This window comes from Prochlorococcus marinus str. MIT 9515 (assembly GCF_000015665.1).
GTDB classification, from domain to species: Bacteria; Cyanobacteriota; Cyanobacteriia; order PCC-6307; family Cyanobiaceae; genus Prochlorococcus_A; species Prochlorococcus_A marinus_P.
Map to the genome: position 1 here is coordinate 861,004 of NC_008817.1, position 19,018 is coordinate 880,021.

The 19,018-nt window shown below is 29.4% G+C and carries 17 protein-coding genes and 1 tRNA gene; 7 read left to right on the forward strand and 11 right to left on the reverse strand.

What is annotated here, in order from left to right:
* The first annotated feature begins 17 nt into the window (after positions 1-17).
* A complete protein-coding gene (coaD, locus tag P9515_RS04700) occupies positions 18-497 on the forward strand; it encodes a pantetheine-phosphate adenylyltransferase (RefSeq protein ID WP_011820275.1) in 480 nt (159 codons plus the stop codon).
* Here the strand turns inward: coaD and P9515_RS04705 are convergent.
* From P9515_RS04705 to dapF, 4 genes are all read right to left on the reverse strand, one after another.
* Complete coding sequence (locus P9515_RS04705; RefSeq protein ID WP_225867071.1) at positions 494-1,594, reverse strand: D-alanyl-D-alanine carboxypeptidase; 1,101 nt, start codon at positions 1,592-1,594, stop codon at positions 494-496. The two genes, coaD and P9515_RS04705, sit on opposite strands and share 4 nt — an antisense overlap.
* Before the next feature lie 127 nt (positions 1,595-1,721).
* Entirely contained in the window at positions 1,722-2,369 is a 648-nt protein-coding gene (locus tag P9515_RS04710; RefSeq protein WP_011820277.1) for a DUF1995 family protein, read from the reverse strand.
* On the reverse strand, positions 2,369-3,541 hold the full coding sequence (locus P9515_RS04715) for a cysteine desulfurase family protein (protein WP_041710595.1): 1,173 nt from the start codon (positions 3,539-3,541) through the stop codon (positions 2,369-2,371). Before P9515_RS04715 ends, P9515_RS04710 begins: the two co-directional genes overlap by 1 nt.
* Positions 3,542-4,402: a diaminopimelate epimerase gene (gene dapF, locus P9515_RS04720; RefSeq protein ID WP_011820279.1), complete on the reverse strand. Its 861-nt coding sequence runs from the start codon at positions 4,400-4,402 to the stop codon at positions 3,542-3,544.
* A 109-nt stretch (positions 4,403-4,511) separates the two neighbouring features.
* On the opposite strand from dapF, the gene leuS reads away from it, so the two are divergent.
* Entirely contained in the window at positions 4,512-7,106 is a 2,595-nt protein-coding gene (leuS, locus tag P9515_RS04725; RefSeq protein ID WP_011820280.1) for a leucine--tRNA ligase, read from the forward strand.
* Here the strand turns inward: leuS and P9515_RS04730 are convergent, their stop codons facing one another.
* A complete protein-coding gene (locus tag P9515_RS04730; protein ID WP_011820281.1) occupies positions 7,107-8,690 on the reverse strand; it encodes a glucose-6-phosphate isomerase in 1,584 nt (527 codons plus the stop codon). It abuts the gene before it with no gap.
* A 183-nt stretch (positions 8,691-8,873) separates the two neighbouring features.
* On the opposite strand from P9515_RS04730, the gene purN reads away from it, so the two are divergent.
* Positions 8,874-9,530: a phosphoribosylglycinamide formyltransferase gene (gene purN, locus P9515_RS04735; RefSeq protein WP_011820282.1), complete on the forward strand. Its 657-nt coding sequence runs from the start codon at positions 8,874-8,876 to the stop codon at positions 9,528-9,530.
* On the opposite strand, the gene argC is transcribed toward purN, so the two are convergent.
* Positions 9,514-10,569: an N-acetyl-gamma-glutamyl-phosphate reductase gene (gene argC, locus P9515_RS04740; protein WP_011820283.1), complete on the reverse strand. Its 1,056-nt coding sequence runs from the start codon at positions 10,567-10,569 to the stop codon at positions 9,514-9,516. The genes purN and argC overlap by 17 nt on opposite strands.
* 88 nt (positions 10,570-10,657) lie before the next feature.
* Between argC and ribBA the strand changes: the two genes are divergently transcribed.
* A complete protein-coding gene (gene ribBA / locus P9515_RS04745; RefSeq protein ID WP_011820284.1) occupies positions 10,658-12,391 on the forward strand; it encodes a bifunctional 3,4-dihydroxy-2-butanone-4-phosphate synthase/GTP cyclohydrolase II in 1,734 nt (577 codons plus the stop codon).
* Here the strand turns inward: ribBA and P9515_RS04750 are convergent.
* The 5 genes from P9515_RS04750 to P9515_RS04770 form a co-directional block, all read right to left on the reverse strand.
* Positions 12,388-12,825 (reverse strand): peptidylprolyl isomerase, encoded by a 438-nt coding sequence (locus P9515_RS04750; protein WP_011820285.1) that lies wholly within the window; start codon positions 12,823-12,825, stop codon positions 12,388-12,390. The genes ribBA and P9515_RS04750 overlap by 4 nt on opposite strands.
* A 36-nt stretch (positions 12,826-12,861) precedes the next feature.
* Positions 12,862-13,242: a DUF3110 domain-containing protein gene (locus tag P9515_RS04755; RefSeq protein WP_011820286.1), complete on the reverse strand. Its 381-nt coding sequence runs from the start codon at positions 13,240-13,242 to the stop codon at positions 12,862-12,864.
* Positions 13,243-13,278: 36 nt separating this feature from the next.
* Positions 13,279-14,238: a DnaJ C-terminal domain-containing protein gene (locus P9515_RS04760; RefSeq protein WP_011820287.1), complete on the reverse strand. Its 960-nt coding sequence runs from the start codon at positions 14,236-14,238 to the stop codon at positions 13,279-13,281.
* Positions 14,189-16,186, reverse strand: coding sequence for a molecular chaperone DnaK (gene dnaK, locus P9515_RS04765; RefSeq protein ID WP_011820288.1), 1,998 nt, complete (start codon positions 16,184-16,186; stop codon positions 14,189-14,191). The genes P9515_RS04760 and dnaK overlap by 50 nt, the downstream gene beginning before the upstream one ends.
* Before the next feature lie 229 nt (positions 16,187-16,415).
* Positions 16,416-16,502: transfer RNA gene (locus tag P9515_RS04770), tRNA-Ser, on the reverse strand.
* 49 nt (positions 16,503-16,551) lie between these two features.
* Between P9515_RS04770 and P9515_RS04775 the strand changes: the two genes are divergently transcribed.
* Genes P9515_RS04775 through P9515_RS04785 form a run of 3 tightly spaced genes read left to right on the forward strand, consistent with a single transcriptional unit; the run spans position 16,552 to position 18,954 of the window.
* Entirely contained in the window at positions 16,552-16,926 is a 375-nt protein-coding gene (locus P9515_RS04775; protein WP_011820289.1) for a 2Fe-2S iron-sulfur cluster-binding protein, read from the forward strand.
* Between the two features lie 5 nt (positions 16,927-16,931).
* Entirely contained in the window at positions 16,932-17,780 is an 849-nt protein-coding gene (locus P9515_RS04780; protein WP_011820290.1) for an inositol monophosphatase family protein, read from the forward strand.
* Between the two features lie 22 nt (positions 17,781-17,802).
* The gene (locus P9515_RS04785; protein WP_011820291.1) at positions 17,803-18,954 is read left to right on the forward strand and encodes an ATP phosphoribosyltransferase regulatory subunit; all 1,152 of its coding nucleotides are present in this window, start codon (positions 17,803-17,805) and stop codon (positions 18,952-18,954) included.
* Positions 18,955-19,018 lie beyond the last annotated feature (64 nt).

Genomic DNA, 19,018 nt, shown 5'->3' on the forward strand with positions numbered 1-19,018 from the left:
CTAATCATAATCAAGTTATGAAAATACTTTACCCAGGTACATTTGATCCTTTAACAAATGGACATCTAGATTTAATACAAAGAGCAGAGAAATTATTTGGAAATGTAGTAGTAGCGGTTTTAGAAAATACGAGTAAGAAACCTACTTTTGAACTCAGTCGGCGACTCATACAAATAAATAACGCAATATCTCACCTTTCAAAAATAAGTGTAATTTCTTACGAAGGTCTTACCGTAGATTGTGCTCAGGATGTTAACGCTAACCTTATTTTAAGAGGATTAAGAGCCATGAGTGATTTTGAATATGAACTTCAAATAGCACATACAAATAAATCTCTTAATAGTGAAATAGAAACTATTTTTTTATCTACTAATACAAACTTTAGTTTCTTAAGTAGTTCTTTGGTTAAAGAAGTTGCTAAATTTGGAGGAGAAATAAATCATATGGTTCCAGAAGCTGTGGAAAGAGATCTAAAGGAATATTTCAAAAAAAATTAAAAACATCCTTCTAATTTATAAATATTTTTTAATAAGTTAAATGTAGTATCTCTATCGATGTTTTCTGAATTTTGAATAATACTTACAACAAAAGATTTGTTATCTTTAAATAGGTATCCTGATAAGGCAAATACATTTGATAAAGTCCCAGTTTTTCCAACAAATTTACCTTGTAATTCAGAGTTTGAGTATCTCTTAGCCAATGTTCCTCTTACTCCAATAATTGATAGTGAGGATTGGTAGGTACTAAAATCTTTTGAATATTTCATCTTATTCAAAAATTCAGCTATTAATTTGGTGTTTACTCTATTATTTCTAGAAAGTCCACTAGCATCTGCAAATGATGAATTTGCTACATTTAACCCTATATTTCTCAACCAATTTTTTAATTTAAAATAATTATTATCATTCCAGGTATTTGATGCATTTTTAAATAGTGATTCAGATGTAAAATTATGACTTTCAGAATTAGCTAATGTTATTAAAGATAATAATGGATTAGATCTGATTGAATCCAATTCAATTGAAGGTTTCATATAAAATTTTTTTGAATTTTCTACAATTTTTACTTTTATTGAGGAGGATGGATATTTATTAAATAAATATTTTTCAATACTTCTTTTTAAGGTTTCTATATTTTCATATTTACTCTGATTACTATTTAATGCCAAAGTTGTAATTGGAGCTCCATATTCAAACTTTTTATCTCCAGATGTCCAACCTTTTGGCCAATAATATTTAGAATTTATTTCAAATATGTTTAGATTAATTTTCTTATTATAAGAAATATTAGATAGTAATTTATATATATCTGAATAACTAAGATCTGGATCTCCGCTACCTAATAAATAATATTTATTACTATTTCTTCTAAATATTGATGTTTTAAAATTTTTTGATGATTTATATTTATTTAATAAATATGCAGTGGAAAATAATTTTAAATTAGAAGCTGGAATCCTTAATATTTTATCATTATATGAACTTATTAAAGTTCCATTCTCGTTAATAATTGATACACTATATGTCTCATCAAGTGATTTGTATAAAAAATCATAATTTCGACATTTTTTTTTATTATTAATAATTACTGGCAAATTAAAATAAATATTATTAATAAAATTACTTTTTTTTGTAATTATTAGATACCTTAATATAAATGGAAAACTTAATAAAGAAGATATAACAACAATTAAAAAGTAAAATTTTCTTATCACTTAGAATCTATAAATTTACAAAAATTGTTTCATTGTCTGGTTTCTCCTCAAATTCTTTTTTAAATAAATATTTGTTGTTAATTTCTTTAAAAAGTAACCAATTATTGGGATAAGAATGCATTAGAGCACCATTATTAATCGGTTGAAGAAAGTATATATTTTGCCATGTTTTTACAAAGTTTTTTCTTCTTTCTCGTATTACGCTACCTATACCTATATTTGCATCCTCAAATTTTGGATTTAATGAATAATGCAATCCTTTAAAGTTTTCGCACATTGGTTCAAATAAACCAAAATCGTAAGGTTGTGGAAGTATAGAAATGACTATTGAGTCATCTTGATCAATATAAATAGATTCATTAAAACCATTAAATGTAAAAATATTTTCTTTTATATCCGGATAATCTCTCTGGGCTAAAGCTACAGCTCCCGGATCAGAGTAAGTAACAAAAACACTTTTTTTTATTTTTTTATTATTAAAATAATTTGCAAGGATCTTATAAATATTTATACCTATCTTATTAAACCTTAATCCCTCAAAATTAAATTCAACTGTGAATCTACTATTTGAATTTTTTAAACTAGAAATTATTGCACTTTCCATATTTTTTAAGGCATCATTAAGATCCTTTGGAAGTATATAGCTATTAGTCATTAGAATTTTTTTATACAATTTTGAATTAATTCAAACAGTCTATCTAAATCAGATTTTTTATTCATAGATCCTAAACTAACACGAATATTTGAATAAAGTTGATTACTATCATATCCCATATTCTCAAGAATTTGACTAGGTTTACCTGACGAGCTTGAACAAGCACTACCACTACTAATTTCAACATTATTATCAGACATGTAATTAATAACTTTATAAGCTTTTATAGGCTCACGTTGAGAATTAAATAAAATAAATGATATATGATTAGGAAGTCTTTGAGTATAACTACCAGTTATTTTAATATTTGGTATATTATTTATTTTGCTTATAAAGTAGTTTTTTAGTATTTCATTTTTGTTTAAATCAAATACTGTTTTATCTGAACTAAAACTAATTCTACCCTTGATATTTTTTATAGATTGATACATTCCAGCTATTAAAGGAAGAGGAGTTGTACCTTGCCTTATTTGATATTCTTGAGTAAGTGATATGTCCTTATTTTTTAAAAAAGATCTAGATTTTGAATTAGTCAGAAGTAAACCGATACCTTTAGGACCTCCAAATTTATGTGCTGATAAACTTAATAGATCACATTTAAGTTCTTTCCAATTAAAAATACCATTGCTCAGAATCTGAGTCCCGTCGATATGAAATAAAATATCTAACTCTTTACATTTAGTTCCTATTAATTGAACTGGTTGTAAACTTCCAATCTCACTTTGACCCCAAATAATCGAGACAAGATTTGTATTATTTTTAATTACCTCATCTACTTCCGAAATATTTATTATTCCATCGTGATTGACAGGCCATTCATAAATATCCCAGCCTTTTCGTTTAAGTTTATTTGCTGAAATAATTGTGGCTTGATGTTCAACTTTAGAGATTACAACTCTCCCTCTTTTATATCTATCAGAAAGATTACTAAAGACAATTGATGTTGACTCAGATGAACCAGAAGTAAAAATAATATCCTCAATCTCAGCATTTAAAATTTCGGCTATTTTTTGTCTTGTTTTTTCAAGATACATTGCACATTTAATCCCAGATTTATAAGTTGAAGATGAATTATTCCAAAAATTATTGTAAGTAGAGTTTATTTTTTTTAATACATTTTTAGATAATGGCGTTGTTGATGCATTATCAAGATAAATATAATTATTGAACATTTAGTTTAGAAAATAATTTCCAGAAAAAACTTTTTTTGCAGTACCGCTCATAACTATCTCTTCCTCTAATCTTGACCAATTTATTTTTAGATTACCTCCAGGCAGAATTATTATTGTTTCTGAATTACATAATCCCAGATTAAATGCTGCAACATGTACTGCACATGCTCCTGTTCCGCAAGCAAGTGTTGCTCCAGCTCCTCTTTCCCAGACAAGGACTTTAATAGTATCTCTATTAATTATTTGTGAAAAATGTACATTAGTTTTTTCAGGAAATAATTTATGATTTTCAAAAACAGGACCTAATAAAGAAAGAGATATTTTTGTGATATCCTCTACAAAAAATATTAAATGTGGATTTCCCATACCAACCGCATATCCTTCATATTCAAAATTAGATTCTTTAAAAAGAAATGCTGGCAGAAAGTTTTGTTTCTTATCTATATTAGTTGGAATAGACTTAATATCTATAATTGGTTTTCCCATTTTTACAGAAATTTGACCATCATTATATTGAGCAATTTTTAAGCCGGCTTTTGTTTCTATTCGATACTCAGAAGAGTTATGAGATCCTTTCTTAGAATTATGTAGATATTGAACCAAACACCTAATTCCGTTTCCACACATTTGAGCTTCTGAACCATCTGAATTATAGATAATCATCCTTGCGTGATTATTTCCATTAGGTTCCAAGATAAAAATCAAACCATCTCCTCCTATACCAAATTGTCGATCACACAATTCTTTAATATCGAAAATATTTTCTGATATAAATTTATTGAATATATTTTTGTTTCTAGTATCAATAATTATAAAATCATTACCATTCCCATGATATTTTTCAAAAATTATATTTTTCATTTAGGAATTAATATATCTCATAAATTTTAATAACAAATTAAACCTTTAACAATCTATTCCTTATTTATACAATGGATACTAAAATAATAATTTATTAAAGACAAAATAAGTGATTTATTCTGAGAATACAGATGAAAAGTCCAATCAACATACAAATAATTTATATAAACCATGTGAGATAGAAAATAAATGGCAGGAAATTTGGGATAAGGAAAACTTATATAAAACAGATGACAAATCTAGTAAGAAAGAAAAATTCTATGCGCTATCTATGTTTCCTTACCCATCAGGGAATCTTCATATGGGACATGTACGAAATTATGTAATAACAGATTTAATTGCTCGATTTCAAAGATTTCAAGGGAAATCATTATTACATCCAATGGGCTGGGACGCATTTGGTTTACCTGCAGAGAACGCAGCTATAGAAAGAGGAATTAACCCTAATGATTGGACCAAAAAAAATATCGCTCATATGAAATCACAATTAAAATTATTAGGTTTATCAGTTGATTGGGATAAAGAATTTGCCACTTGTGATGAAAATTATTATCTCTGGACACAATTTTTATTTTTAGAGTTACATAAATCAGGTCTTGTTTATCAAAAGGAATCAGAAGTTAATTGGGACCCAATTGATAATACAGTTTTAGCTAATGAACAAGTTGATTCAGAAGGTAAATCATGGAGATCCGGAGCAAAAGTTGAAAAGAAACTTTTAACACAATGGTTTTTAAAAATAACAAATTATACAGAAGAGTTATTGCAAGATTTAGAAAAATTAAGCGAATGGCCAGAACGAGTAAAAATAATGCAGGAAAATTGGATTGGCAAATCAAAAGGGGCAAATATAATTTTTAAAATAAATGAATTTGAAAATGAAAAAATAAAAGTATTTACTACAAGACCAGATACTCTTTTTGGGGTTACCTATATAGCAATTTCAATTAACAATCCTTTAATTAACAAAATTTCTGATAATGAAATCTTAAGTAAATTAGAAAATTTAAAAATTTATTTAAAGAAAAATCAAGATAAGGATCAAAAGAAAATTGGAATTCCAACCAATTTAAAGGCTATAAATCCTATAAATTCAAATGAAATTCCTATTTGGATAGCAAGTTATGTTCTTGATGAATATGGAACTGGAGCTGTAATGGGCGTTCCAGCCCATGATCAAAGAGATTTTGAATTTGCAAAAATTAATTTTATTGATATAAAACAAGTAATTATTAAAGATAAGGATAATGATAAAAGTACTTTTAAATTAAAAAATGCTTTTACTGATAATGGCTTTTTAATTAATTCAAACAATTTTAATGGATTATGTAATAATGATGCCAAAAAGCAAATACTTGAACAAGGCAAAATAAATGGATGGGCAGAAGAAGAAATTCACTATCGATTAAGAGATTGGTTGATTTCAAGGCAACGATATTGGGGATGCCCAATACCAATTATTAAATGTAATAATTGTGGCTCTATTCCCGTAAATAAAAAAAATCTACCTGTGAAATTACCGAAAGAAATTGAAATTTCTTCTAATAAGATTAATTCTCTAGGTAGTTACAAGGATTGGGTTAAAACAACATGTCCAAAATGCGGAAATTTGGCGAGTAGGGAGACTGATACTATGGATACCTTCATGTGTTCATCATGGTATTTTTTACGTTATCCCTCATCAAAATGTAAAACAAAGCCATTCGAAAAAGATAATGTAAACAAATGGTTACCTGTAGATCAATATGTTGGTGGTGTAGAACACGCAATTCTTCACCTTCTTTATGCAAGATTTCTTACCAAAGCACTTAGAGATAATAACCTTTTCGATATTGATGAACCATTTAAAAAACTTTTAACACAAGGTATGGTTCAAGCTGCAGCTTATAAAAATACAAAAACAGGAAAATATATCTCTCCAAAAGATATTAAAGATTTTAATAATCCTACTGATCCAAACGATGATTCAAAACTTGAGGTTCTTTTTGAAAAAATGTCAAAATCTAAATATAATGGGATAGATCCGGAATCGGTAATTAAAAAATATGGAGCAGATACAGCCAGAATGTTTATATTATTTAAGGCTCCTCCAGAAAAAGACCTTGAATGGGGTGACTCTGATGTAGAAGGACAATATAGATTTTTATGTAGAATATGGAAACTTTTCTTAGATTACAGAAATAACGAAAGCTGGGATAATCAAAAGAACTACAATAGAGAAAAAGAAAATTCATTAACTAAGTCTATTAATATAGCTATTAAAGAAATTTCTAATGATATAAAAAATAATCAATTTAATACAGCTATATCCGAATTGATGAAATTTTATAATTCATTATCCTCCAGTATGATTTACGTAAATAAAGACTTAAGGAAAGATGCTTTTAAAAAATTCTGTATATTACTAGCACCATTTGCTCCTCACATAGCAGAAGAGATTTGGAATTTAATAGGTTATCAAAAATCTGTACATTTAGAAAGATGGCCAATATTTAATGAAGATGCTTTAAAGGAAGATTGTTATGAATTAGTCATCCAAATCAATGGAAAAGTTAGAGACAAAATTAATGTAGGAATCGATATTTCTGAAGATCAAATTAAACAAAAAACATTAACAAGACCTAACGTAAGAAAATGGATTGATCAAAAAACCATAAGAAAAATAATAATTGTAAAAGGTAAAATAATGAATATTGTTGTTTAATTATTTACTATTTTTTTTAATGATTATTGAAATAGGGTTTGACCAATCTCCTTTTATTAGATAATCATCATTGCCAAAGCACATCTGACGTATTATAAAAAATATTGGTTCAGATGTTGAATTCTCAATAAGAGAAGTAATTTTTTTTATTGAGAATTCTTCTCCATTATTTAATAATTCAGTAACTTTTTTTTGATATTCAAGTATTTCTGCTGCTGCTTTTTTACCTGCTTCAACTCCAGGTTGATCATAAGCATTTATATCAACTAATTCTGCGTAAAAAGAAACAGCTCGCTCAAATAATGCAATTAAGGCTCCGAGAGTTAAACAATTTAATTTATCTAAGGTAATTGTTATGCTTTGTCTGTTTTCGTTAGATAATGCTGATCTTGTACCTTGCAAAAATCCAGATAAAAATTCTTTAGGATTTTCAGAACCAAAATATTTATTGTCATCAGGAATATCAAGTAACTCTATGAAAACACAAAAGAAATTATCAATTCCATCTCTTAACTGTTGAACATATGCATGTTGATCAGTGGAGCCTTTGTTACCAAAAACAGAAATTCCTTGATGAACTATTTTACCCTTTCTATTGAATTTTTTTCCTAATGATTCCATAACTAGTTGTTGAAGATATTTACTAAATACTTGTAACCTGTCTCTGTAAGGTAATACGACCATATCTCTTTTCCCTATTCCATTTCCAGAAAAAAACCAAGCCGAAGAAAGTAATGCAGCTGGATTATCTTTAATGTTAGTTATCCGGGTTAACTCATCCATTATGGATGCTCCTCTAATAAATTCAGAGACATCTTGATTAATAAGGGCTAAAGGAAGCAGGCCAACTGAGCTCGTTATACTTGTTCTTCCGCCAACCCAATCAGGTAAATTAAAGATTTTTAACCAATTCTCTAATTTTGCTTTTTTATATAGTTGACTATTTTTCATTGTTATAGCTATTGCATTTGAATTCCACAATATATTTTTATCTTCAACATGCCTCTTAATTATATTCATTGCTATTTTGGGTTCAGGTGTTCCACCTGACTTACTTACAACGACAAATAATGTGGTAGGCAATTTGTCCGATAATTCATCTAATTTCTCACTTATTAAGAATGGATCAATATTATCAATGTATGAAAAATTTAATCCAACAGAATTTTCTTGTAATGCTTCAGTTATTAGTAATGGTCCTAGACCACTTCCTCCAATACCTATCCATAAAACATCAGTATAAGTTTGATTTTTATTATTTTTAATTATACCCTTTAAAACCTTATCTCCAAATTCTGAAATATCTCTAATATCTTTAATAATTTCATCCTTTATAAATGTATTTGGAGCTATAGATGGATTTCTTAACCAATAATGCCCAACTTGTCTTTTCTCATCTATATTTGAAATCGCACCTGCTTCTAATTCCTTTATGGAGGAAAAGACACCTATAAATTTATTTTCTAAAGATGAAATTTGATCATAAGAAAAATTAATTTTGCTGATATCTAACCAAATATTTATTTTTTGGTCATACCAGAGGTAATCACAATATTTGTCCCAAGAATTAAAATCATTATTCATTTTATATTTTTGACTTTTTCTGATTTTATTTATTATATCTAGTTTATTGCTTGTAAATACTAATCATTTCAATTTATTTAGTTATATTATTTTTAAATAATAATGTTTGTGATTTTAAATAATTAATATAAAGGGTTTTATTTATTTATTTCTGATTTATTATTCAATTAAAAATATCAGATTTTGGATAAGTCATTCAATTATTTAATTTCACCCGAGACTATAAAACTTAGGGGATTTTCACCAAAATTAAAAATTGCAATTTTAGCTTCAGGTGAAGGATCAAATTTTCAGGAATTAATTGACCTATCTAAATCTAATAAATTTGATATTGATATTAGAATTCTAATTACAAATAAATCAGATGCTGGTTGTATATCAAGAGCAAAAAAATCTAATATTTCCTACAAGATAATTAAAAAATCTGACAATGAAAATAACGATTGTTTTGAGGAGGAAATTATCAACACTATAAAAAATTATGATGTAGAACTTATTGTTATGGCAGGATGGATGAAAATTATGTCATCGAGATTTGTTAATGTATTTAGGAGTAAAATAATAAATATTCATCCATCCTTACTTCCTTCCTTTAAAGGAAATAATGCGATTAAAGAAGCCATAAAACATGATTCCAAGATCACTGGTTGTTCAGTACATTTTGTAGAACCTGAAGTTGATAGCGGTGACCTAATTATGCAAGCAGCATTACCTATTCTTGATCAAGACAACTTAGAGACCATATCGAAGAAAATACATTTTTTGGAACATAAGATTTTACCACTCTCAATTTCGCAGGCAGGATTTATAGTAAGAAATAGCTTCAAGGGTAATGATTAATCATTTCTAATCCATTATTTAATGGTAAACCAGATATAAGATTAAGATTTTGTATAGCTTGACCTGTTTGTCCTTTAAGTAAATTATCTATTACTGATAATAAAATAATTCTTCCATTTCTATTATCAACTTTAACGGATAAGTGAATTTCGTTTGTATTTTTGACCCATTTGGTGGAAGGGTAAATATCAACAGGTAAAACTCTAATATTAGAATAGTTTCTATAGAAATTTTCTAATATAATTCTACAATCAGAAGAAGTTAAGCCTGGATCTCTTAATCTTCCATATATTGTCGAATGCATACCTCTTATCATTGGTAATAAATGCGGAGTGAATAATAGTTCAATATCGTTACCTGAAATAAAACTCGCGATTTGCTCTATTTCAGAAGTATGTCTATGATTAATTAATCCATATGCAGAAAGGCCATCTCCACATTCCGAAAATAATAATTTTTGACTAGATTCTCTTCCACCACCTGATGTACCACTTTTAGAATCTATTATTATGCCCTCATTATCAATAATTCCTTGAGATAAAAAGGGGATTAGAGGAATTAGAGCAGAAGTTGGATAACAACCAGGACATGCTATTAACCTTGCTTTAGAAATATCTTTATTATTAATTTCAGGGAGACCATAAACTGCTTCCTTACACAAATCATCATCATCTCTTTTATATTTTGCCGCTTCATTAGAGTAAATTCTTTTCCATTGTTCAAGAGACTTGTATCTATAATCGGCTGATAAATCAATTACTTTTACACCTTTTTCTAATAAACCTCTTGTTAAAGTAGAAGAAATTCCATTCGGTAAGCAAAGTAAAGCAACATCTGCTTTATCAGCGATCCTGTCTATGGATATTTTTTCAATTAAATTATTCGAGTCTAATTTTATAAATGGAAAATTATCACTCCATTTTGTTCCTGAAGTTTTATACCCTCCTAAATAGGATATTTTGTAGTTTTTATTATCCTTTAATAAATTTACTGATTGTATTCCCCCGTAACCAGTAGCACCAACTATTGCAACATTCATATCTCTTTATTGGCAAACTTTAAGTTAGGATTAATAGTGTTGAAATAAACAATAATTAAAACACTTTTTTCTATCTTGAATAGTAATAATGAAAGAAACAAGTCCCAAATCAAATAATGGAACAATTTTGGATAATAATGAAAAGTTTAAAATAGAATTTGATCAGATAAGCGATGCATTAGCTGCTATAAGGAATGGAGAATGCATCATTGTAGTTGATGATGAAAGAAGAGAAAATGAAGGAGATTTAATTTGCGCTGCTCAGTTTGCAACTCCTCAACAAATTAACTTTATGGCAACTGAAGGAAGAGGACTTATATGCTTAGCAATGCAAGGAGATAAATTAGATGCATTAGATCTTCCTTTAATGGTTGATCGAAATACTGATAAGAATCAAACTGCCTTTACTGTATCAATAGATGCTGGGCCAGAGAATAATGTAACTACAGGCATATCAGCAGAGGATAGAGCTAAAACTATACAAGTAGCAATAAATCCTTCAACGAAACCTGAAGATTTAAGAAGACCTGGACACATATTTCCACTTAGAGCAAAAAAAGGAGGAGTCCTAAAAAGGGCAGGACATACCGAGGCTGCTGTTGACATTGCGGCAATGTCTGGTCTATATCCTGCTGGTGTTATTTGCGAAATCCAAAATCCGGATGGCTCTATGTCTCGACTGCCTCAACTTAAGGAATATGCTAAAGAATGGGGAATGAAGTTAATATCTATTGCAGACCTTATTAGTTATAGATTTCAAAACGAAAGATTTGTTTATAGAAAATCAGAGACAATTCTTCCAAGTATTTTTGGTAATTTCAAAGCATATGGATACATAAATGATCTTGACGGCTCTGAACATATTGCATTAGTAAAGCAAAAATCAAATAAATTAAGTGAACCAGTTTTAGTAAGGATGCATTCAGAATGTTTAACAGGAGATGCTTTTGGCTCACTACGATGTGACTGCAGACCTCAGCTTGAAGCGGCATTATCTAGGATAGAAAAAGAAGGCGAGGGAGTAGTTGTTTATTTAAGACAAGAAGGAAGAGGGATCGGTTTGATTAATAAATTAAAAGCATACAGCCTACAAGATGGAGGTTTGGATACTGTGGAAGCAAATGAAAAATTAGGTTTTCCCGCTGACCTCAGGAATTATGGAGTTGGAGCTCAAATATTAACTGACTTAGGTATCAAAAAATTAAAACTACTAACTAATAATCCTAGGAAAATTGCAGGATTAGGTGGTTATGGAATAGAGGTTACTGAGAGAGTTCCACTAGTCATATGTCCTGGAGATCATAATGCTGAATATTTAAATGTAAAAAGACAAAAACTTGGTCACTTATTAGAAGAAGATAAAATAAATTCTAGATTTGTGGACCCATATATTGCTATTTTCTTAGATGGTGATTACAAATCGATTGATTTAGTTCCTATCAAAAATAAAACATTTGAATTCTGTACCAAAAAAAATATAAATATTATGTTAGAGAGTTCTCCAAGATTATTAGCTTTTTGGAATAGACCAAAATTAGTATGGAGAATATTACATGATAAAAACAGAGAAGATTTCACAATAAACGATAATGAAATTAAAAATATAGAAATTTTTATTAAGTTTTTATCTGAATTTGATAAAAGCTCGAAAGTTGGTATTATCGTCTCCAAAAATATCGAGCAGGCGTTACATCCGAAAAATAACATTAAATTGAAAAATACAAAGTTTTCAATAAAAAATGATTATTTATATTCCTCTACTAGAAAATTTAATCTTGATAAAGAAACTTTTAGTATTATATTTAATAAAGATTTAGCTTAGACTAAGCTAGCTTTAATAATTTTTGATCCGTTTGTAAGTTTTAAAACAATATCCATATCTTCTGTTTTTCCAAAGACAGTATGAACTCCGTCTAAATGAGGTTGAGATTCATAGACTATAAAAAATTGGCTACCACCAGTATCTTTACCTGCATGTGCCATAGAAAGTGAACCTTTAAGATGTTTATTTGAATTAATTTCGCATTTAATATTGTATCCCGGTCCCCCTGTCCCAGGCATTCCTGAAGATCCTTCGCGGGTATTAGGGCAACCTCCCTGAGCCATAAAGCCAGGGATGACGCGGTGAAAGGCCAAACCGTCATAAAAACCTTCAGTAATTAATTTTGTGAAATTATTAACTGTATTAGGTGCGTCATTGGTAAATAATTCAATATTAATAATGCCTGCATCAGTTTCAAATAAAGCTTTTGTCATTTTAAATTTTATACTTTGATATTTGCATAATAAACGTTAAAGAAGCTTTTCAAGATTCTCCTTAATGGAATTTAAATCAATATTTTCATCTTTATGTTCATCTTCGTTCCAATTCTCTACTTCTAAATTTTTTTGAGGGGGAGAGATTAATAATCTATCCTCTGCCGTTTTTGGAACAAAATTCTTCTCAACTAATTTACATTCATAATCTAATTTGATACAAAAATCTCTAATTTCATCGATCGAAATCATTTCTACAGAGGGTAAGGGGAAATCTTGAGCCTCTAAAAGTCCACAGTAACGTTCTGCGTCTTCTTTTTCTTCAAACATTAAAACTATAGTTCTACCTTTTAGTTCTATTGAATGTATACCTTCTTTTTCTGTTCCGAAGTTATAAAGTAAAACATAAATATTCATAAGAACATCCTAGCGTAAATAAATATTATTTAACTATTAATCTGATAGTGATAATTCTTGAAGCCTTGTATACAAAGCAATTTCTTCATCATTAATATCAGCAGGAATAACTACAAGAATTTCGACAAACTGATCCCCAATGTTATCTCCAAAAATCAAACCTCTCCCTTTTAATCTAAGTAATCTTCCAGTCGATGACTTTGGAGGAACTTGAAGAGTTACATTTCCATCAAGAGTAGGAACTTCTACTGCACAACCAAGAAGAGCATCTGGCGGAAACAACTCTAATTTATAAAGAACACGTAAGCCGTCTATGCGAAGTCCATTTTTAGTTTGGACCTTTAATTGTAAATAATGGTCCTTTCCACCTTTTGCAATATTCTCTAACCTTAATCTCCAACCATCTCCAGCAAATGGTGGAGTATCTACTTCTACAACAGTTTGATCTTCTAGTTCTATTAATATAGATGCTCCACTCAAAGCTTCTTCTGGAGTTAATTCGATAATAGTTTCGATATCTTGATGAAGTTTTACTGGTGGTGGTTCATCTGGAGATGTTGCTGGGTAGTCATAATTATTAAATACTTCATCTTGTTTTTCTTCTTCATAAACATCAGAGAAGTTATCATCATAATATTCGTTATCTAACTCAGATTTATATTCAAAGCCAAATAGGGAATTTAAATAATCCTTATATTCAGGAAACCCTGTACTGAAGTTATTTATGTTTTCATCATTAGAAGAATTAAAATCTTTAGAGGTAACTCTTCTGTCAGGATTTCGTAAGAATTCGTAAGCTTCATTAATTAGTTTAAATCTCTCTTCAGCATTAATATCATTTTTATTTAAATCAGGATGCCATTTTCTAGCTTCCCTTCGAAAGGCCTTTTTAAGTTCATTATCATCAAATTCGTAGGATAAACCTAAAATCGATAAGTAGTCTTTTTTAGAGGAAGTAGTCATTGTCCCACGGATCGTCGTTCCTAGAATTACCATACCTCGAATCTCTATAATTTCTATTCATTTGATTATCCCAAGGATCATCATCCCAGTAATCATCTGAAAATAATTCATCTTTTAAGGAACCAAAGGTATTTTTAATGCCTTGTAAGGGATTATTATCAACTTTCTTCACAGACGCAAATTTTCTATTTAAACCAAAAAGAGCTTCTTGTAAGGAGCTTACAGAAATTTCTAATTCTTGAGGATCATTATCATCTATAAATTCCTCCACATCTTGAATTGCAATTTCTACTGCCCTTTGTTGTCGCTCTGCTCCATATGGACCAAATTCTAAGGCAGCATCTCTTAACCTCCTTTCAGCTTGAGCAATTAATGTAAGTGCATTGTTTTTCCTATCAATTACTGATCGTTTCATCCTATCTTCAGTTGCTTTTGATTTAGCTTCAGCGATCATCATATTAATTTCCTGTTCATTAAGATTAGAACCCCCAGTAATACTTACTGTTTGTTTTCTTCCAGTGGTTCTATCAGTTGCACTCACTTCTAGCAAACCATTTGCGTCAATGTCGAAAGCTACTTGTACTTGAGGGATTCCCCTAGGAGCTGGAGGAATTCCTGACAATCTAAATTTTCCTAACGATTTATTCTCAGAGGCTAATGGTCTCTCTCCTTGTCTTATCTGTACAACGACCGATGATTGATTAGATTCCGAAGTACTAAAAACATCTGATTGTCTAACAGGTATTGGGGTATTACGTGGAATAAGCACCTTCATAAGTCCACCAATAGTTTCTAATCCTAAAGATAAAGGAGTAACATCATTTAAAAGTAAATCACGTAAATCTCCACTAATTATTCCTGATTGTATTGCCGCACCAATTGCCACAACTTCATCCGGATTTACAGACTGACATGGTTCATTAGGAACAAGAGTCTTAACTAGTTGTTGAACCATTGGTATACGTGTGCTTCCACCAACAAGAACGACTTCATCTATTTCATCAGCATTCCAACCAGAATCCTCTAAAGCAATCTGAACGGGTTCAAGCAACCTGTCAAGAAGATCTTCAGATAAAGATTCAAATAATTTCCTGTCAAAATCCTCTTCAATATGTAATGGACCATCATCGTTTGTCGTTATAAAAGGTAATGAAATTTTAGTTTTTTGCAACCCTGACAATTCACATTTAGCTTTCTCAGCGGCTTCGCTAAGTCTTTGATAAGCTTGTCTATCTCGTCTTAAATCAATCTTGTGTTTCTCAAGAAATCTTTCGGCAATCCAATCAACTATTTTGGAATCAAAGTTATTACCTCCTAGTTGAGTGTCTCCACAGGTGGCTTTTACATCAAAAACGCCATTAGATATCCTCAATAAAGAGACATCGAAAGTACCTCCCCCCAAATCAAAAACTAATACATTATGAGAGGAGCTTTTTTCAAAACCATACGCTAGAGCTGCTGCAGTAGGTTCATTTAAGATTCTATCAACTTTTATCCCAGCCAATAATGCAGAATCCTTGGTAGCTTGCCTTTGAGACTCATTAAAATAGGCAGGAACAGTTATTACGGCAGAATCAATAGTATCTCCTAAATAAGTTTCAGCGTCATTGATTAATTTTCTTATTATGGAACTTATCAATTCTTCTGGAGCATACTCCCGCTTAGTAAATGGACTTAGTATCCTCACACTTCCATTATCATTCGATTTGACATTATATGGGACAGAAATACTCGTTTCATCAAGTTCGTCCCAATCCCTACCTACGAATCTTTTTAAGTTATAAAATGTATTTTTAGGATTCAAAACAAGTTGCCTTCTAGCCTGATCACCAATAACTATTTCAGAGTTTTTGGTAAAACCAACTATTGAAGGAGTGGTTCTTGTACCTTCTGAATTTGCAATCACAATGGGGCGACCGGCCTCTATAACTCCTATCACGGAGTTAGTAGTGCCTAAATCAATTCCAACTATTTGCCCCATAGTATTACTTGATTAATTAAAAGTTATCCTTAACCAATAATTTAATCAATTTAAATTCTTTAATATGTATACATATAATAATAAAAATCATTTATTTTCAACGTTGTTTAAATAAATAAACTTATTTTTATTGATAAAAGACAACTTATAAATAGTTAATGTATTTTATATATTATTGACTAGTAAAAATTCTAGTTGATATTTTATATTTTAATCGATTAAAATAAAACGGAGAGAGAGGGATTCGAACCCTCGATAAAGTTGCCTCTATACAGCATTTCCAGTGCTGCGCCTTCAACCACTCGGCCACCTCTCCGAAGATTTATATTTTACCCTTTTAATATCCCATTGTTGAGGAAAGTTACTTGAACAAGACTTATAAAGTCACTATTAGGAATAAAGAAACTGGTAAAATATATCAGGAAAATATCAGTGATGAGGAATATATCCTAAAAGAATTTGAAAAAAAAGGATTAAAGCTTCCATTTTCTTGTAGAAATGGATGCTGCACCAGCTGTGCCGTAAAAATTGTTTCAGGTAAACTTACGCAACCTGAAGCCATGGGAGTATCTCAAGAGTTAAAAGATAAAGGTTATGCTCTTCTTTGTGTTGCGAAAGTGATAGAAGATATTGAAGTTGAGACAACGTATTATGATGAAGTTTATGATTTACAATTTGGACAGTATTTTGGAAAGGGTACTACTAGAAAAGCACCTCCATGGGAATTTGAGGAAGATTAATTATAATGTTTGAAATTAATGTTATTGATGAAATAAAATCAGAATTCGATTTAACGAATCTCACCCAAATAGCAAAGGATACTGCACTAATAGGTAATGAGATTCTCATTAAAAATTATAATAAAATACAAACAATTACTTCAAAGGGAAGAAAAGGTGATTTAGTTACAAACGTAGATTTAGAAGTTGAAGAAAAGATCAAGGAGTATCTATCAGCAAAAACACCAAATATTTCAATACATGCAGAAGAATCTGGAAAGTTAATAAAGTCTTCTAAGTTGACTTGGTGCATCGATCCATTAGATGGAACTACTAATTATTCCCACGGATATCCTTTCTTTGGTACTTCAGTAGGTCTTTTATATAAAAACAATCCAATACTAGGTGCTATATCGGTTCCTTACTTAAATGAACTTTATTCTGCCTGTATTGGAAAAGGATCATACTGTAATAATAAAAAAATAAGAGTCTCTAATACTTCTAAACTTATTGAAAGTCTTCTTGTTACTGGTTTTTCTTATGACAGATTTGATATTGAAGATAATAATTATTCTGAATTTTGTTACTTAACACATAAAACAAGAGGAGTAAGGAGAGGTGGAGCTGCGGCGGTAGATTTAGCATTTGTTGCTTCGGGAAAGGTAGATGGATACTGGGAAAGAGGCTTAGAAATTTGGGATTTAGCTGCTGGTGCTATTATTGTAAAAGAAGCTGGTGGAATTATTTCTGATTATCCAAATGGTGAATTTAGCCTTAGTTCGGGAAGAATATTGGCTTGCAGTCCAAAATTAGAAGAAGAACTTAAATTAGAACTAGGAAACGTAACTCCTTTTAATAAAAACATTTATACTTAAAAATGCAATTTATAATATTAATATGAGTGATATAAAAGAATTTAATTTAATAGATGTAAGGAATAATTCCACAATTGTTAATGATTTAAATAATGTATATAAGCTTTGGGGTTACGAAGAAGTTTCACCTTCATTTATTAATAACCTTGACACAATTAAAGGTAGTGAAGTAATCAATGAGGATGAACTTATTGGAATAGTTAGTAATAATTCATTATGCTTAAGACCTGAAATGACAACATCAATTGTTAAGTTAACTTCAACAAGATTATTAAATAAGAAGAGACCAATAAGGCTTTATAACAGTGGTATTGTATTTAACAAAAAACAAAGCTATAAAAATACTTATAAATTTCAAGAAAATTTACAAAGTGGTATTGAACTAATTAGTTATGATACAAAATTTCCCGAAATTGAAGTAATAAATATATTATTTGATGCTATTGATAATATAAATTTAATAGAGAATAGTAATCTTACTCTCCTTGTCAGTACAACAAAAATAATGGATTTAATTTTATTTAATTATAAAAATAATAATTATGAGGAAATTAAAAAATGTATGGTTAACCTCGATCAAGAATCATTGAATAGATTAAATATTGATAAAAATGATCAAACTATATTAAAGGAGTTAATCTTTACGAGAGGAGAACCAGAAATCATACTTAAAAAGCTTAAAAATATTTACGGTTACAATGATGTTATTAAGGAACTTGAAAACTTTTTTAATACTTTATCTAAAATTGCGAAAAGATATAATATTAAAATACAACTTGATCCTACATATCAACCTCATCTTAATTTATATGCAGGTATAGTTTTCCAACTTATATGCGAAAATAGTTTTGTTAAAACAATTATTGCAAAAGGTGGAAGGTATGACGAATTAGTAAGGTACTTCAATCCTAATGAAAAAATAATTAATGGAATTGGTTTTACAATCTCTATAGATAATTTAAGGGAATTAATTATTGACGATTCGCAATCTAAAAAGAAAGTATTGTTGTTATTTAAAGATTCTTGCTTATTAGATAAAGGTATAAACGAGCAAAAAGCTTTGCAAAAAAAAGGAATAACTACAATATTACATTTGAATCCATGCAATGAAAATTCAAAAGCTAATATTCTTATGAAAGAACATAATTGTACAGAAATACAATGGATAAAATAAAAATCTCTCTTTAAAATTTTTAAAGAATAAAAAACTAGAAACTTTTATTTGTTAATTCAATATT

Excerpts from the sequence above, each read along its gene's own strand:
- P9515_RS04710 (WP_011820277.1), bottom strand. The coding sequence starts at position 2,369 with ATGACTAATAGCTATATACTTCCAAAGGATCTTAATGATGCCTTAAAA.
- coaD (WP_011820275.1), top strand. The coding sequence starts at position 18 with ATGAAAATACTTTACCCAGGTACATTTGATCCTTTAACAAATGGACAT.
- ribBA (WP_011820284.1), top strand. The coding sequence starts at position 10,658 with ATGAAAGAAACAAGTCCCAAATCAAATAATGGAACAATTTTGGATAAT.
- P9515_RS04715 (WP_041710595.1), bottom strand. The coding sequence starts at position 3,541 with ATGTTCAATAATTATATTTATCTTGATAATGCATCAACAACGCCATTA.
- P9515_RS04755 (WP_011820286.1), bottom strand. The coding sequence starts at position 13,242 with ATGAATATTTATGTTTTACTTTATAACTTCGGAACAGAAAAAGAAGGT.
- P9515_RS04785 (WP_011820291.1), top strand. The coding sequence starts at position 17,803 with ATGAGTGATATAAAAGAATTTAATTTAATAGATGTAAGGAATAATTCC.
- P9515_RS04780 (WP_011820290.1), top strand. The coding sequence starts at position 16,932 with ATGTTTGAAATTAATGTTATTGATGAAATAAAATCAGAATTCGATTTA.
- argC (WP_011820283.1), bottom strand. The coding sequence starts at position 10,569 with ATGAATGTTGCAATAGTTGGTGCTACTGGTTACGGGGGAATACAATCA.
- P9515_RS04760 (WP_011820287.1), bottom strand. The coding sequence starts at position 14,238 with ATGGTAATTCTAGGAACGACGATCCGTGGGACAATGACTACTTCCTCT.
- P9515_RS04730 (WP_011820281.1), bottom strand. The coding sequence starts at position 8,690 with ATGAATAATGATTTTAATTCTTGGGACAAATATTGTGATTACCTCTGG.
- dnaK (WP_011820288.1), bottom strand. The coding sequence starts at position 16,186 with ATGGGGCAAATAGTTGGAATTGATTTAGGCACTACTAACTCCGTGATA.
- dapF (WP_011820279.1), bottom strand. The coding sequence starts at position 4,402 with ATGAAAAATATAATTTTTGAAAAATATCATGGGAATGGTAATGATTTT.
- P9515_RS04750 (WP_011820285.1), bottom strand. The coding sequence starts at position 12,825 with ATGACAAAAGCTTTATTTGAAACTGATGCAGGCATTATTAATATTGAA.